The sequence below is a fragment of the Bradyrhizobium sp. WSM1417 genome, assembly GCF_000515415.1.
GTDB lineage: Bacteria > Pseudomonadota > Alphaproteobacteria > Rhizobiales > Xanthobacteraceae > Bradyrhizobium.
Genome location: NZ_KI911783.1, coordinates 1,714,471 through 1,729,422 on the forward strand (window position 1 = coordinate 1,714,471; position 14,952 = coordinate 1,729,422).

The 14,952-nt window shown below is 64.8% G+C and carries 13 protein-coding genes; 4 read left to right on the forward strand and 9 right to left on the reverse strand.

What is annotated here, in order from left to right; translation table 11 throughout:
• A complete protein-coding gene (locus tag BRA1417_RS0108230) occupies positions 1-1,638 on the forward strand; it encodes an ABC transporter ATP-binding protein (RefSeq protein WP_027515429.1) in 1,638 nt (545 codons plus the stop codon).
• Positions 1,639-1,644: 6 nt separating this feature from the next.
• Here the strand turns inward: BRA1417_RS0108230 and BRA1417_RS0108235 are convergent, their stop codons facing one another.
• Together BRA1417_RS0108235 and BRA1417_RS0108240 are read right to left on the reverse strand one after the other, a co-directional pair.
• Entirely contained in the window at positions 1,645-2,511 is an 867-nt protein-coding gene (locus BRA1417_RS0108235) for a C40 family peptidase (RefSeq protein ID WP_027515430.1), read from the reverse strand.
• Positions 2,504-3,877: a M17 family metallopeptidase gene (locus BRA1417_RS0108240; protein WP_027515431.1), complete on the reverse strand. Its 1,374-nt coding sequence runs from the start codon at positions 3,875-3,877 to the stop codon at positions 2,504-2,506. Before BRA1417_RS0108240 ends, BRA1417_RS0108235 begins: the two co-directional genes overlap by 8 nt.
• A 202-nt stretch (positions 3,878-4,079) precedes the next feature.
• On the opposite strand from BRA1417_RS0108240, the gene BRA1417_RS0108245 reads away from it, so the two are divergent.
• The 3 genes from BRA1417_RS0108245 (at position 4,080) to BRA1417_RS0108255 (ending at position 7,036) form a co-directional block, all read left to right on the forward strand.
• Positions 4,080-4,283 (forward strand): hypothetical protein, encoded by a 204-nt coding sequence (locus BRA1417_RS0108245; protein WP_018454690.1) that lies wholly within the window; start codon positions 4,080-4,082, stop codon positions 4,281-4,283.
• Between the two features lie 283 nt (positions 4,284-4,566).
• Positions 4,567-6,069 carry a metallophosphoesterase gene (locus tag BRA1417_RS0108250; protein ID WP_027515432.1) on the forward strand — a complete coding sequence of 501 codons (1,503 nt, stop codon included), beginning with the start codon at positions 4,567-4,569 and terminating at the stop codon, positions 6,067-6,069.
• 217 nt (positions 6,070-6,286) lie between these two features.
• Entirely contained in the window at positions 6,287-7,036 is a 750-nt protein-coding gene (locus tag BRA1417_RS0108255) for a tetratricopeptide repeat protein (RefSeq protein WP_027515433.1), read from the forward strand.
• A gap of 60 nt (positions 7,037-7,096) precedes the next feature.
• On the opposite strand, the gene BRA1417_RS0108260 is transcribed toward BRA1417_RS0108255, so the two are convergent.
• From BRA1417_RS0108260 to cpaB, 7 genes are read right to left on the reverse strand one after another with little or no spacing between them, the layout of a single operon-like run.
• Entirely contained in the window at positions 7,097-8,071 is a 975-nt protein-coding gene (locus BRA1417_RS0108260) for a type II secretion system F family protein (protein ID WP_027515434.1), read from the reverse strand.
• Positions 8,072-8,080: 9 nt separating this feature from the next.
• Positions 8,081-9,067: a type II secretion system F family protein gene (locus BRA1417_RS0108265; RefSeq protein WP_035968388.1), complete on the reverse strand. Its 987-nt coding sequence runs from the start codon at positions 9,065-9,067 to the stop codon at positions 8,081-8,083.
• Positions 9,068-9,089: 22 nt separating this feature from the next.
• Positions 9,090-10,553 carry a CpaF family protein gene (locus BRA1417_RS0108270; RefSeq protein ID WP_027515436.1) on the reverse strand — a complete coding sequence of 488 codons (1,464 nt, stop codon included), beginning with the start codon at positions 10,551-10,553 and terminating at the stop codon, positions 9,090-9,092.
• Between the two features lie 21 nt (positions 10,554-10,574).
• A complete protein-coding gene (locus BRA1417_RS0108275) occupies positions 10,575-11,843 on the reverse strand; it encodes an AAA family ATPase (RefSeq protein ID WP_027515437.1) in 1,269 nt (422 codons plus the stop codon).
• Complete coding sequence (locus BRA1417_RS0108280; protein WP_027515438.1) at positions 11,840-12,577, reverse strand: CpaD family pilus assembly protein; 738 nt, start codon at positions 12,575-12,577, stop codon at positions 11,840-11,842. The genes BRA1417_RS0108275 and BRA1417_RS0108280 overlap by 4 nt, the downstream gene beginning before the upstream one ends.
• A 17-nt stretch (positions 12,578-12,594) precedes the next feature.
• Positions 12,595-14,070 (reverse strand): type II and III secretion system protein family protein, encoded by a 1,476-nt coding sequence (locus BRA1417_RS0108285; protein ID WP_027515439.1) that lies wholly within the window; start codon positions 14,068-14,070, stop codon positions 12,595-12,597.
• A gap of 11 nt (positions 14,071-14,081) precedes the next feature.
• Positions 14,082-14,879, reverse strand: a complete 798-nt coding sequence (gene cpaB / locus BRA1417_RS0108290) for a Flp pilus assembly protein CpaB (RefSeq protein ID WP_027515440.1) — start codon at positions 14,877-14,879, stop codon at positions 14,082-14,084.
• Between the last annotated feature and the right edge of the window lie 73 nt (positions 14,880-14,952).

Sequence of the window (14,952 nt, forward strand, 5' to 3'; positions counted from 1 at the left end):
ATGGACGCGATCAACCAGCCTTTGCTCAGCGTGCGCGAGCTCTCGGTGGCTTTCCATCAGGGCGGCGTCACTACGCTCGCGGTCGACAAGGTCTCGTTCCAGATCAGGCGCGGCGAGTGCCTGGCGCTGGTCGGCGAGTCCGGCTCCGGCAAGTCGGTCAGCGCGCTCTCGATTCTCAAGCTGTTGCCCTATCCGAACGCCTCGCATCCCTCGGGCAGCATCCACTTCAAGGGCCAGGAACTGATCGACCGGTCGGAGCAGGAGATGCGCGAGATTCGCGGCAGCGACATCTCCATCATTTTCCAGGAGCCGATGACCTCGCTCAACCCGCTGCACACGATCGAGGCGCAGATCGGCGAGATCATCCAGCTGCACAATCCAACCAGCAATGCGGAGGCGCGCAGGCGGACGCTGGAATTGCTGACGCAGGTTGGCATTCCCGAGCCAGAAACGCGGCTGAAGAGCTATCCGCACCAGCTCTCCGGCGGCCAGCGCCAGCGCGTGATGATCGCGATGGCGCTCGCCAACGAGCCGGACCTGCTGATCGCGGACGAGCCGACCACGGCGCTCGACGTCACCGTGCAGGCCCAGATCCTGACGCTGCTCGCAGAGATTCGCGGCCGGCTCGGCATGAGCCTGCTCTTCATCACCCACGATCTCGGCATCGTGCGCCGCATCGCCGACCAGGTCTGCGTCATGAAGGGCGGCGAGATCGTCGAGCAGGGGCCGGTCGAGCAGGTCTTCAAGACCCCGAAGCATCCCTACACGCGCGACCTGCTTGCCGCGGAGCCGAAGCCGGATCCGGCGCCGCCGCAGCCGGATGCGCCGGTGGTGATGTCGGCCGACAATCTGAAAGTCTGGTTCCCGATCAAGCGCGGATTGATGCGCAAGACGGTCGGCCACATCAAGGCGGTCGACGGTGTCAGCATCGCCGTGCGCAAGGGCGAGACGCTCGGCGTCGTCGGCGAATCCGGCTCGGGCAAGACCACGCTAGGGCTCGCATTGCTGCGGCTGATCTCCTCGAACGGACGCATCGTGTTCCTGGGAAAGGATATCCAGGGTCTCCGCTTCAAGGAGATGCGGCCGTTCCGGCGGGACATGCAGATCGTGTTCCAGGATCCGTTCGGCTCGCTCAGCCCGCGCATGTCAGTCGCCGACATTGTCGCCGAGGGCCTCACCGTGCATCAGCCGCAGCTCTCGCGCGGCGAGCGTGAGGAGCGCGTCGTCAAGGCGCTCGAGGACGTCGGATTGAAGCCGGATACCCGCAACCGTTATCCGCATGAATTCTCCGGCGGCCAGCGCCAGCGCATCAGCATCGCGCGGGCGGTGGTGCTGGAGCCGGATTTCGTCGTGCTGGACGAGCCGACCAGTGCGCTCGACATGCTGATTCAGGCGCAGATGGTCGATCTGCTGCGTGAATTGCAGCGCCGTCGCGATCTCACCTACATGTTCATCTCGCACGATCTGCGCGTCGTCGCCTCGCTCGCGAGCCATCTGATCGTGATGCGTGGCGGCAAGGTGGTCGAGGAAGGCCAGGCCGCCGAGCTCTTCAAGAACCCGAAGACGGATTACACGCGCGCGCTGTTTGCGGCGGCGTTCCGGCTGGAGACGGCGGAGAACGGTTCGGCGGCGACGTAGCGTCGGTCAGAGCCGCTTGATCGCGGTGACCTCGCTGCCGGCTTGCTTGATCCTCGCGATCGCCGGCTCGATCGGCTCGATCACCGTTGCCATGTGATGCGCATTGGCGTGAACCATGGTGCTGCCATCGCGGACAATCGCGACATGGCCCTTCCAGAAGATCAGATCGCCGCGTTGCAGCTTGCTCTGCTGATGCGGCTCCAGCGCGCGACCGAGGCCGGCCTGCTGCATGTCGCTGTCGCGCGGGCAGCCGATGCCCGCTGACGTCAGCGAGATCTGGACGAGGCCGGAGCAATCGACGCCAAGGCTGCTCTTGCCGCCCCAGAGATAGGGCGTGCCGACGAAACGCTCGGCGATTGCGACGAAATCCGGCTCGCGATGGCCAAGCGGGGCGAGATGGGCTTTGGGCAGATAGTGTCCGTCGCGCGTCACGGCGAAGCTGCCGTCCTCGCGTGCAACCGCGATCTTCGATCCCATCACCAGCGTGTCTGTCGGCGGCAGCCTGATCGAGGGACCAGGGAAGGCAAAGGTTCGTAGCGCGCTGACCATATGGGTCGCGGCCGCCGAGCGCTTCATCAGCGCTGCATCCGGCAGCCAGCCGACATAGCCGTCACCGGAAAGCTGACCCCACGCCCAACCTTCGCCGTTGCGGTCGTAGACCGTGACGCGCTCGCCGCGCAACGCTTGTGTCATCAGCATCGCGTTCGACGACGGCTGCTCGCGCACGGGCGCGATCGCCTCGACTATCTCGAATTCCTCGCCCGTGACGAAACGATCCGCCTGCACCTTGCCTTCGAGGTATTTTGCGGCGAGGTCGCCGCGCGCGGGTGTCAGCCTTGGATCGTGGCTTGGATCTCGCCCAGGATCACGCATAGCGCTCGCTCAGCAATGTGTAGATCGCGCGCGCGGCCTGGCACTCGCCGCCCTCGGGGCGTGCGGGCTTCGCCGACGGTGTCCAGCCGTAGATGTCGACATGCAGCCAGCTCCTGGCGTGTTCGACGAAGCGTTGCAGGAACAGTGCGCAGATGATCGAGCCGGCAAAGCCGCCGGACGGTGCGTTGGTGATGGTAGCGGTCTTGGAGTCCAGCCACGCATCGTAAGGCGGCCACAGCGGCATGCGCCACAACGGATCGTTCTCCTTCACCGCGCATCGTGCGACGTCGGCGGCAAGCGTCTCATCGTTGGTGTAAAAGGGCGGTAAATCCGGCCCCAGCGCGACGCGTGCCGCTCCCGTCAGCGTGCCGAGATCGATCAGCAGGTCCGGCTTTCCCTCGTCCGCCAGCGCCAGCGCGTCGGCGAGCACCAGCCGGCCCTCCGCGTCCGTATTGCCGATCTCGACCGTGATGCCCTTGCGCGAGGTGAAGATGTCGAGCGGGCGGAAGGCATTGCCCGCCACCGCGTTCTCCACAGCCGGAATCAGCACACGCAGTCGCACCTTCAGCTTCGCATCCATCACCATGCGCGCCAGCGCCAGCACGTTGGCGGCGCCCCCCATGTCCTTCTTCATGATCAGCATGCCGCTCGACGGCTTCAGGTCCAGCCCGCCGGTGTCGAAGCAAACGCCCTTGCCGACCAGCGTCACCTTGGGATGAGCCGGGTCGCCCCAACCGATGTCGATCAGCCGCGGCGCGCGGCTAGATGCCATGCCGACGGCGTGGATCAGCGGAAAATTCGTCTTCAACTCATCACCGATGGTGCAGGCAAAGCTTGCACCGAATTCGGCGGCGAGATCCCGCGCGGCTGCGGCCAGCTCCTCCGGCCCCATGTCGTTGGCCGGCGTGTTGATGAGGTCGCGCGCCAGCATTGCGGCGTCCGCCATGCGGTTGATCTCGGTCGCGTCGACGCCGTCGGGTGGCACGAGACGGACCTCGGGGCGATCCGCCTTGCGGTACCGGGCGAAGCGGTAGCTGCCGAGTGCGAACGAGAGTGCGGCGAGCCGTGCATCGTGCGGTGCATTGGCGAAGCGATAGACGCCCGGCGGCAGCAGGCCGGGCAGGGCGCCCGGTCGGAACAGGTCGCGCGATCTTGCACCTTCGTCCTCGAGCCCGAACAGCACTTGCGCGATCGCGCCATCGGGCGCGGGCAGCGCGAGATAGCTGCCCGGCTTTGCGGTAAAGGCGCTTGCAGTGGCGAACTGGCGTTGCGCCGCCGGTAGCCGCTCGGCGACCTGATCCCAGCTCGACTTGGTGACGAAGGTGATCGGGATGGCGGTAGGCGACGTCTCGAAGACAGAAGGCATTGGCGGGTCCGGATCATCAGATCGAGCGGGTCATACGAACGGACGAGATTTCGCAGAGTTTCGCCGCCGCTGCAATCAGCTTTGCTGCCACCGTTCTGCGATCCGCTACTCGCAGCAAAGGGGCCATGCTAGGTTCCGGCAACGGCCGTCAGGTGCGGAGATCTCCGGCGGCCGACGACAAAGCCGGCCGGGAGGAAATGCAATGGAATTCGTGTGGAGCGTGGTCACATTCATCGGCCAGGCGGTCGAGGCGATTTTTGGCTATGTCGAGCATCATCATTGGATATTCGCGTTCCTTGCCGGCGGTTACGTCTTCTATCTCCACGACCGCTCCGTTCACGCGCGCTTCGATGCACTGGACAAGCGCATTGACGAAATCCGCAAGCGGCTCGCCATCGAATATTGAGGGGGGGAGCGAAACCACCATCGGACGGGCCCCGTATCTCATGCCAAGGACCGCCGTTCACGCGAGCGGCCGCAGGGCTTTACTAGCGCTGCGGTTGTGGCACTATTGGCCGATATTTTAGATTGTGTTATGCGGTTCTGCACGCAGCGAGCGCAACAACGGGCATGCGGTCGCTTACTATCCCGGCTCATCGTGGCCGGGCTGATACCGGATTGAGCCTGATCGTCGAAGGCATTTCTCTTATCGTTTGCGCGGCGCGGCATTCGCAAATAAGCGACGCAAAATGGATAGATCGTTCGTCATCGTACAGATTTCCGACCTGCATCTGGACGGGTCTGGTCGGCTGCTTGCGACGATCGAGACGCTCAATGCCGCAATTCGCGAGAGGATGGCGGACTTCGCGGATGTTCCCGACCGCATCCTGCTGATCACCGGCGATATCGTGGACGACCCGACGCCGCCTGCGCTCGACGAAGCGCTCGCGGTCATTGCGTCCTTCCGGCAGACCGGGCTGTTCACCGACATCCAGGCAATTGCCGGCAATCACGACGTCAAGCGCCCGAGCCAGCGTGCAGGCCGCCACGACGTCTATGATTACCTGCATTTGCCGCGGACCTCGAAGAGTGTCTACTACCGGCAGGCCGGCCTCGATCTGGTGCTGCTGGATTCCAACCGCGCGAGCCTCACGACGCTCGCGAGCGGCAACGTCGACCAGAGCGCCTATCACGCCATGGTTTCGGATTCCGCGGGATTGAGCGTCGAACTCGCGGGCAGCCTCGGGTCGGGCGGCCGCGCCGATTATGCCGAGCCGGTTGAAAACCTGGTGCGCGTGCTGGCGCTGCACCATCATCCACTGCCGCAGGCGACCGGGGAAGGAAAGCGGTTTCTCGGCGTGCCCGACGAACCCCTGATGTATCTCGCCGCGCCCGCGACCTTCCTCGAAGCGGCGACATCGCTCAACGTCGATCTGGTTCTGCACGGACACCGGCATGTCGAAGGGCTGACGCGCTATTCGATTCCCGATCCGCGCGCCACGTCGAGTGAGAGCGATGAAGCATTCTGGCGCACGATCTACGTCTTGTCCTGTCCATCATCGACCGGGCAGGCCGGCGACGACGCCGGCTTCAACGTCATTCATTTCGGCCCGATGTCCCATGGCACCCGCACCGAGTATCGCTTCGCGATCGCCCGCTACTCACGTCCGCGCAAGGATGGTGTCTTCAGGCCGCTCGATTCAAACCTGCCGCACGGCGTCGTCAGGCTGCCGGCCGGGCGGGATTTTTCCCGAGATCCGGCCGTCCAGTCGGGCATCGAGATCGACGCGTGCACAACGCTGAAACGGGATCAGGTCGCAGCATTCACCCGCCGGCTCCTGCTGCGCCGCGCCTTCTATGCCGACAGCGAGGTGGATTGGGCCGATTTGCTCCACGTCTATCTCGTCACCTCTCACGCCTGGGCCGATCTCGACAGCAAGTTCTCGAGATCCGCACGCAAGCATGACCTCGACGCCGTAGCCGTGGTGACATCGCTGCTGCGTCGGTTGATCGAGCAATCCGCGAATGTGCTTGGCATCGACGATTTTCAGCTCGACGAGCTCCGCGCGAGGCGTCTGGTCAATCGTGACGATCTTCGGCGCGAATTGCCGAGGGTGGCGCGCCCGGGCATCGATACCGAGATCGAGACGCGGCAGCGCCTGCAATTGCTGCGGGACCTGAACGAGCAGGTGAAGGCGTTGGGGTTCGATCCGGGTCTCGGCGGCGCGGTGCCGCCGCTGGCGCCGCGGTGAGGGACGCGGGTCCCGGGAATTAACCGGCCGTTAGGGTTAACAGTCTATTGCTGGCGCGTTCGGCTCGATCAATCGGCTCGAGAGTCAAAGCGTCATGCGTCAACGGTTCGATCTTGAACGGTTCAGTCTTGGACGGCTGAGTCCTGGACGGCTCAGTCTTGGACGGCTCAGTCTTGCCCGGCTTCTTGCGTCCACCTCGCTGGTCGCGGCAGTGGCCATGGGCCTCGGCGGCTGCACGGCGATGTCGAAACTCTCCGACGTCACGGGCTCGGTCGGGCCGCGGACGGAAGCCGCTCCCACCGATCCCGCGCGCGCTGCAGAAGTCTATGGCGAGCGATATCGTGCCAATCCCAAGGACGCCGATGCGGCGCTCGCCTACGGGCAGGCCTTGCGCGCCAACGGCCAGCACGCCCAGGCCGCCGCCGTGCTCGAGCAGGCGACCATCGCCAATCCCGGCAACAAGGCGCTGATGGCCCAATACGGCCGCGCGCTCTCCGACAACGGCAACTTCCAGCAAGCCTTCGACGTGCTGTCGAAGGCGCATTCGCCCGACAACCCGGATTGGCGCCTGCTGTCGGTGCAGGGGACCGCGCTCGATCAGTTGGGCCGTCACGAGGAAGCGCGCTCCTACTATGCGAGCGCGCTCAAGATCGCGCCTGGCGATCCCGGCGTGCTCTCCAATCTCGGCCTGTCCTACATGTTGTCGAGAGACCTGCCGAAGGCCGAAGACGCGCTGCGGCAAGCCTATGCCTCGCCGCGCGCAAACGCGCGGGTGCGGCAAAATCTCGGTCTGGTGGTCGGTCTCCAGGGCCGCTTCGCCGAAGCCGAGAGCATCGTGAAGGCGGACCTGCCGCCGGACCAGGCTGCGGCCAACGTCGCCTATCTCAAGGAAATGCTGACCCGCAGCGACGTCAGGCGGGGTGCGCCGAAGCGGACTCCGGTCGCCTCGCTCGGCCAGCCCGACTGATCAGACGTGATCGTCCAATCTTGAAGCAAGTCGCTGACGGTGCGCGGTCCGCGTCTAACCTCATTGCATCTCGGTGACCTTGATCCCCGTCGGTCCGAGAATGACGACGAACAGCACCGGCAGGAAGAACAGGATCATCGGTACCGTCAGCTTCGGCGGCAGTGCTGCGGCCTTTTTCTCGGCCTCGTTCATGCGCATGTCGCGGTTTTCCTGCGCCATCACTCGCAAGGATTGGCCGAGCGGGGTGCCGTAACGCTCCGCCTGCTGGAGCGCGAGACATACCGACTTCACGCCCTCGAGCCCGGTGCGCCGCGCGAGGTTCTCGTAGGCGACCTTGCGATCCTGCAAATAGGACAGCTCGGCCGTGGTCAGGGTGAACTCCTCCGACAGCGCGATCGACTGGCCCACGATTTCGACCGCGACCTTCCGGAACGCCATCTCGATCGACATGCCGGATTCGATGCAGATCAGGAGTAGGTCGAGCGCATCGGGAAAAGCGCGCTTGATCGAGAGTTGGCGCTTGGAGATCGCGTTCCTGAGGAACAGCATCGGCGCTTGAAGTCCGAGATAGGCCGCGCCGACGCAGATGCCGATCTTGATCGGCATCGACTGCTGCATATGCGCGATCAGGAACACGTAGATGATAGAGCCGACGAACAGCACGATCGGGGCAACCAGGCGGGCAAACAGGAAGGTGATGTAGGGCGCCTGGCCCCGATAGCCCGCCATGATGAGCTTGTCGCGCGCAGCTTCCTGCGCCAGCCATTTGGTCAGGTTGAAGTCATCGACGACCTTCGAGACGAGCTGCTTCGGCGTCTGGCGCAGCGAGACTTTTTCGCTCTTGTGGAGGCGCTCGCGCTCGCGCTGCCGGATGCGCTCACGTTCGTTCGCCACCGCCTTCATGCGCTTGGAAAGGCCTTCGCCGGCGAACAGCGGCATCACCAGCGTATAGACGGTCGCGCTGGCGGCAACGGCGGCCAGCAGCATCGTCATGAAGTGGACGTCGTGAAGTTTCGCAACGAGGAACTCTACCATAAAACACCATCAGAAGTCGAAATTGATCATCTTCTTCATCACCATGATGCCAATCGACATCCAGACAACGCAGCCGACCAGCATGAGCTGGCCGGTGGGATGAGTCCAAAGCATCGAGATGTATCCCGGCGTTGTGAGGTAGACGAGGAACATCACGATCGGCGGCAGCGAGCCGATGATACCGGCCGAGGCCTTGGCTTCCATCGACATCGCCTGGATCTTCTCTTTCATCTTCTTGCGGTCGCGCAGCACCTTGGAGAGGTTGCCGAGTGCTTCGGAGAGGTTGCCGCCCGATTTCTGCTGGATCGAGATGACGATGCCGAAGAAATTGGCCTCAGGCAGCGGCATCCGATCGTAGAGTCGCGTGCAGGCCTCGCCGAGCGGCATGCCGATCGCCTGCGTTTCGATGATGGACAGAAACTCCGAGCGCAGCGGCTCCGGCGCGTCGGCAGCGACGACCTTGATCGATTCGAACAGCGGCAGGCCCGCCTTGATGCCGCGGACGATCACGTCGACCGCGTCGGGCAGCGCCTTCAGGAACTTGGCTTCGCGGCGCCTCTTCAGGAAGCCCAGCGCCCAGCGTGGCAGACCGAAGCCGCCGGCGAAAGCGAGCCCGGCGGCACCGAGCAGGCCGCCGCCGACGAACATGGCGACTGCGAACAGCACGCCCGCCACGACGGCGGACACGATCCAGAATTTCTGCGGCGCCCAGTCGAGGCCGGCCTGCGACAGGCGAACACTGAGCGGTACGCTCTTCTCCTGCTGGCGCCGCGCCTCGAGATCCTTGAGCGAGGTTTCGACCTGCTCGCGGCGCGAGCGCTGCGTCTTCTCGGCCGCGCGGGCCGTGGGCGCCTCGGCGCGTGAGATCGAGGCGCGGCGGCTCTCGGCCTTCCGTTCTCCGGAGAGCATAGGATAAAGGAAGACCCAGGCGAGGCCGCCGACGGCGGCGGTGGCAAGGAAGGCGAGGGCAAGGACTTGCATGTTAAGGACTTGCATATTCATGGCTGCGCTGACCTGCTCACGTCGTGGGCGCCACTTCCGCGGCGTCGAGCGCCGCGGCAAGGCGCTTTTCTTCGCCGTAATAGCGGGCGCGTTCCCAGAACTTCGGGCGGCCGATTCCGGTCGACCGGTGCCGGCCGATGATCTTGCCGTTGGCGTCCTCGCCGACCATGTCGTAGAGGAAGACGTCCTGGGTGATGATGGTGTCGCCTTCCATGCCCATCACCTCGGTGATGTGGGTGATGCGGCGCGAACCGTCGCGCAGGCGCGCGGCCTGGACGATGACGTCGATCGAGGCGCAGATCATCTCGCGGATGGTGCGTGAAGGCAGGGAGAAGCCGCCCATCGTGATCATGGATTCGCAGCGCGATAGCGCCTCGCGCGGATTGTTGGCGTGCAGCGTGCCCATGGAGCCGTCATGGCCGGTATTCATGGCCTGGAGCAGGTCGAATGCCTCGGGTCCGCGGACTTCGCCGACGATGATGCGCTCGGGACGCATACGCAGGCAGTTGCGCACCAGCTCGCGCATGGTGACCTGGCCCTCGCCCTCGATGTTGGGCGGACGGGTTTCCAGCCGGACCACGTGCGGCTGCTGGAGCTGGAGTTCGGCGGCGTCTTCGCAGGTGATGACGCGCTCGTCGTGCTCGATGTAGTTGGTCAGGCAGTTGAGCAACGTGGTTTTGCCCGAGCCGGTACCGCCGGAGATCAGCACGTTGCAGCGGACGCGACCAATGATCTGGAGGATTTCCGCGCCCTCCGGCGAGATTGCGCCGAACTTGACGAGCTGATCGAGCGTCAGCTTGTCCTTCTTGAACTTGCGGATGGTGAGCGTGGGGCCGTCGATCGACAGCGGGGGCACGATGGCGTTGACGCGGGAGCCATCGGCCAGGCGCGCGTCGCAGATCGGCGAGGATTCGTCGACGCGCCGGCCGACTTGACTGACGATACGCTGGCAGATGTTGAGGAGCTGCTGGTTGTCGCGGAAGCGGATACCGGTGCGTTGAATCTTGCCGGCGACCTCGATGTAGACGGTGTCAGCCCCGTTGACCATGATGTCGGCGATGTCGTCGCGGGACAACAGCGGCTCCAGCGGACCGTAGCCGAGGACGTCATTGCAGATGTCGTCGAGCAGCTCTTCCTGCTCGGCGATCGACATCACGATGTTCTTGATCGCGATAATCTCGTTGACGATATCCCGGATTTCCTCGCGCGCTGACTCCGAATCGAGCTTGGCGAGCTGGGCCAGGTCGATGGCCTCGATCAGCGCGCCGAAGATGGTCGCCTTGACCTCGTAATAATTGTCCGAGCGGCGAGCTTCCATGGTCGGCGCAGGCTTCGCCGGGGCAAGCGGCGGAGAGGAGACGGCCGGCGGCGGCGGCACGCGCGACACGGCGGGCGCCGAAGCCTGGGCAGGCTCTGACGACACGGCACCGGGCTTTGGGGCCCGAGGGTCGGTGTCTGTTCCGCTACGCTTACCGAACACTTAAAAACTCCATGCGGCGACCTATTTTCCCCGCAACTTCTCAATCAGGGGTGAAAGCAGGGACGACTTTTGCTTCTTCGTTTCGCTTCGGCCGGTCAGGCGCTGGGCGATCTGAAGGAACATCTCAATCGACTTATGGTTGGCCGAGATCTCCGCGATCATCTGGCCGTTATTGGCCGCCGAGCCGAAGATCTGCGGCTCGAACGGGATCGAGACGACTGGCTGGCTCTCGATCGCCTTGGCGAACTCCGCCGCGGCGATTTCGGGCCGTTTCGGCACGCCGACCTGGTTGAGGCAGTAGAGCGGCGGACGGTCGTTGGGGCGCGCGGCTTTCAGGAGATCGAACAGGTTCTTGGTGTTGCGCAAATTGGCGAGGTCGGGCGCCGCCACGATCAGGATGTCGTCCGCTCCGATCAGGGCGCGTTTGGTCCAGCCCGACCATTGGTGCGGAACGTCGAGCACGATGCAGGGCATCGTGGAGCGCAGCGTGTCGAACACGGCATCGAAGGCGTCGGCGCCAAAATCATAGACCCGGTCGAGCGTCGCCGGCGCCGCCAGCAGGCTGAGGTGGTCGGTGCATTTCGACAGCAGGCGGTCGATGAAGGCGGTATCGACGCGATCGGGCGAGAACACGGCGTCGGCAATACCCTGTGGCGGATCCTGGTTGTAGTCGAGCCCGGCCGTGCCGAAGGCGAGGTCGAGGTCGGCGACGACCGCGTCCATCGCGAGATCGCGGGCGATCGCCCAGGCGACGTTGTGGGAGATGGTTGACGCGCCGACGCCGCCCTTGGCGCCGACCACGGCGATGATGCGGCCGACGGCCTTGGCTTCCGGCGCCGAGAACAGGTTGCAGATCGAGCGCACGACGTCGATCGCGCCGACCGGCGCGAGCACGTAGTCGCTGACGCCGCGGCGGACCAGCTCGCGGTAGAGCATGACGTCGTTGATGCGGCCGATCACGACCACGCGGGTGCCGGCGTCGCAAACGGTCGCGAGATGGTCGAGCCCGCCCAGGAGGTCGTTGCGGCCGTCGCTTTCGAGCACGATCACGTTCGGCGTGGGTGCCGAGCGGTAGGCTTCGACCGCAGCCGCCATACCGCCCATCTGGATCTTCAGATGAGCCTTGCCGAGACGGCGATCTTCGCCGGCCGACTGCACGGCGGCCGCCGTTTCCACGGTCTCGCAGAAAGCCTGGACGGAAACCCGGGGCGCAGGCGCAATATGCTCCTCGGCCGGCGGGAGCGATGCGTCGGGCTGTTCTTCTTGGGGCTGGCGAGCGTAGCTGATCATTTGCCGGTGTCGCTGAGTTTGGCCTTGTCGGCCTCAGGATAGGCGACCGCCGTCGGCATTCCCTTGCGATACTTCTCGAACGCGGCGGTGCGACGCGGCGTGTAGGACGGCGTTTCGGGCCGCGGCTGCTCGAGATCCGACGGATTGTCGACCATCGCCGCAAGGTTGCGCTGATAGGCGCAGCCGTAATTGTAATAGTCCTTGTTCTCGAACCAGCTCTTGTTCTTCATCGAAGGGCCGATGTCTTCCGGCCACAGGCCGCAGGGACCCGCGACCGCGGCGATCTTGGAATAGGTGAGCCGGATCGGCGGCAGGAAGCGCTTGTCTTCCGGCTGGTAAGAGCGGGCGCTGACGCCGCGCGGCGGAACGCCCGCCGCCGACAGGATCGCCTGGATTTCACGCATGGTGTCCGCGACCGGACGCGCGTTGGGCGTGCCGGACGGCACGTCGATCCGGATCGCGCCGGTGCCTTCGTGCATCCAGGCCGACGCCACGCCCATCACGTCGGCGCGCTGGGCGGCAGTCAAGCCGCCGCGGGCATGGCCGACGAAGACGACGATGGAGCGATTCTGCTCCTCGATCGCGATCGGATGGCGCTGCTTGTAGTCGTTGGGAATGGAGGCCGTGACCGCTTCGTCATGCTGGCAGCCGCCAAGGGCAAGCGCCATGCCGATGAGCGCGCCGCCGAGGTAGATGGCGCGCCTGCGAGTCTGGGGTGGTCTAGTGATCTTCATGAAGTCCCCGTTCCGCCTCAGTCGGTGATGAAGCCGTAGGTGCCGCGGTAGTTCTTGGCCGGTTCGGTCCGCCCGGGCACGCCGTAGATGCGGTTGATGTTGCCGAGCAGTTCGGCCTGCGGATCCGCAGGCGCGGAGAAGCCATCATCCGGGCGCGATAGATCCTTTTGCGCAACTGCGCGAACGATATAGGGCGTGACGATCACGACCAGCTCGGTCGCGTTGTTGACGAAGTCGCGGCTGCGGAACAGCGTGCCAAGGATCGGGAGCTGCATCAGGCCCGGCAGTCCGCTGACCGCCTGCTTCGTCTGCTGCTGGATCAGGCCGGCCATCGCCATCGCGCCGCCGGAGGGAATTTCCAGCGAGGTTTCTGCGCGGCGGGTCTTGATCGAGGGCACCGTGAGCGAGTTGACCGAGGTCGAGGTCACGGCCTGGGACAACGTGATCGCGTTTTCGGTCGAGAGCTCAGAGACCTCCGTCATCACCCGCAGGCTGATCTTGCCCTCGGTGAGAACGACGGGGGTGAAGTTGAGCGAGATGCCGAACTTCTTGAAGTTGATCTGGGTGGTACAAACGTGCGTGGTAGGGTCGCACGCGTAGCCGGCAGGCACCGGGAATTCACCGCCGGCGATGAATGTTGCCGATTCACCGGAGATCGCGGTCAGATTCGGTTCGGCCAGCGTCCGGATCACACCCGCGGTTTCCATCGCACGCAGGGTGGCCTGCACCGACGGGGCTCCGCCGAACTTGGTGGTCAGATTGTTGCCGTCGACGAGGTTCTTGCCGAGAGCCGTGAACGGATTGGAGTTGCTGAAGCTGACGACCGAGGTGCCGTAGCTGAGGTTGGCGGTGAGGTCGATTCCGAGCTGCTTGATGATGCTGCGCTGCACTTCGGCGACGGTCACCTTAAGCATGACCTGGTCGCGGCCGCGGACCACGATCGAGTTCACGACCTTCTCGGGACCGCCGGCGAGGCGCGCGGCGAGGTCGTTGGCCTGCTGGGCTTCGGCTGGATTCGCGGCCGAGCCGGTCAGGATGATGCCGTCCCCAAGCCCGTCGATCTGGATGTCTGAATTCGGCAGGACCTGCTTCAGCGCGGCCCGCACGCCGTTGAGATCGCGCTTGACCGCGATGTCATAGGCCGCAATCTGCTGGCCGGCGGAATCGAAGAACACGATGTTGGTCTGGCCGATCGCGGCGCCGATGATGTAGGCGCGCTGCGCCGAGCGGACGACCGCATTGGCGATCTTGGGATCGGCGACAAGCACGTCCTTGATGTCACGCGGAAGGTCGATCACGATCGACTTGCCGATGCCGAGCGAGAGGAATCGCGCGTTCATCTGACCGTCGGCCGCAGCCTGCGCCACAGGGCGATAGTCGGCGGCAACCACAGGGGTCAGCACCGGGTTGAGCGTGAGCGCGACGGCGGCCGAAAACGACAGGGCGCGGACCACAGAGGTTCGCATCGTCGCCAAGTTCGCCCTGCATTTCATATCGACAGTCCTCATCGTGCCTTCGCCGTCGAGCTTGGGATACCGTACCGAATGATCGAAACGCCATCGCGCTTCTGCGCGGAATCATCGAGCGTGATCTCGCTCAGCTTGACGTCGACGATGCTGCGCAATGCCAGCGACAGCGTGCCGCTCTGGCGTGCGGAGGAGAGCGTCGCAGTCTGCGCAGGATTGAGCTCGAGGGTGACGGTCTTGCCGACCACCGCGTTCTGCCCGTCCTTCTCCTTCGGCGCCTGGTCGATGGCCAGGACGCGGATATTGGCCAGGATGATCTCGGACGTGATCACATCAGGAGCGCCGCTGCTCTGGTCTGGATTCTTGAGACGGCGCGTCAGAAGCACGTCGACGCGGTCGTTGGGGAGGATGAAGCCGCCTGCGCCGGTTTCCGGCGAGATCTCGGTCGAAATCGCCCGCATCCCGGTGGGCAGGATTGCCGCCATGAAGCCGGAGCCGTCGGCCTTGACCAGCTTCTGGTCGCGGATCGGCTCACCCTGGATGAAGGGAGATCGTGCGATCGAGCCCGTGACCTGGGTTACCCCCTCGGGGCGCTCGTTGCGGCGGATGAAGGTGGTGCTGGCGGTCGCGGACGGCCAGGTCTGCCATTGCACGTCTTCCGGCTTGACGGTCTGGCCGAGGCCGATGTCGTTCTTGGCGACCAGGACGTCCACGGTGGGAAGCTGCGCGACCGGGGCCGGAGGCGGCGCAGAATTGTCCGAGCCGCTCGCCAGATACGCGGCGACACCGCCGGCGCAGATGGCGACCGTCAGGACGACAATGCGTGCCCTATTCATACGCTTCACTTTCCAACAAACGCCGCGACGCTGACGCCGCCGTAATCGGCAGTTGACCAGCTATTCGTCAAAG

Excerpts from the sequence above, each read along its gene's own strand:
- BRA1417_RS0108230 (WP_027515429.1), top strand. The coding sequence starts at position 1 with ATGGACGCGATCAACCAGCCTTTGCTCAGCGTGCGCGAGCTCTCGGTG.
- BRA1417_RS0108235 (WP_027515430.1), bottom strand. The coding sequence starts at position 2,511 with ATGCGTGATCCTGGGCGAGATCCAAGCCACGATCCAAGGCTGACACCC.
- BRA1417_RS0108240 (WP_027515431.1), bottom strand. The coding sequence starts at position 3,877 with ATGCCTTCTGTCTTCGAGACGTCGCCTACCGCCATCCCGATCACCTTC.
- BRA1417_RS0108245 (WP_018454690.1), top strand. The coding sequence starts at position 4,080 with ATGGAATTCGTGTGGAGCGTGGTCACATTCATCGGCCAGGCGGTCGAG.
- BRA1417_RS0108250 (WP_027515432.1), top strand. The coding sequence starts at position 4,567 with ATGGATAGATCGTTCGTCATCGTACAGATTTCCGACCTGCATCTGGAC.
- BRA1417_RS0108255 (WP_027515433.1), top strand. The coding sequence starts at position 6,287 with ATGGGCCTCGGCGGCTGCACGGCGATGTCGAAACTCTCCGACGTCACG.
- BRA1417_RS0108260 (WP_027515434.1), bottom strand. The coding sequence starts at position 8,071 with ATGGTAGAGTTCCTCGTTGCGAAACTTCACGACGTCCACTTCATGACG.
- BRA1417_RS0108265 (WP_035968388.1), bottom strand. The coding sequence starts at position 9,067 with ATGCAAGTCCTTAACATGCAAGTCCTTGCCCTCGCCTTCCTTGCCACC.
- BRA1417_RS0108275 (WP_027515437.1), bottom strand. The coding sequence starts at position 11,843 with ATGATCAGCTACGCTCGCCAGCCCCAAGAAGAACAGCCCGACGCATCG.
- BRA1417_RS0108280 (WP_027515438.1), bottom strand. The coding sequence starts at position 12,577 with ATGAAGATCACTAGACCACCCCAGACTCGCAGGCGCGCCATCTACCTC.
- BRA1417_RS0108285 (WP_027515439.1), bottom strand. The coding sequence starts at position 14,070 with ATGAAATGCAGGGCGAACTTGGCGACGATGCGAACCTCTGTGGTCCGC.
- cpaB (WP_027515440.1), bottom strand. The coding sequence starts at position 14,879 with ATGAATAGGGCACGCATTGTCGTCCTGACGGTCGCCATCTGCGCCGGC.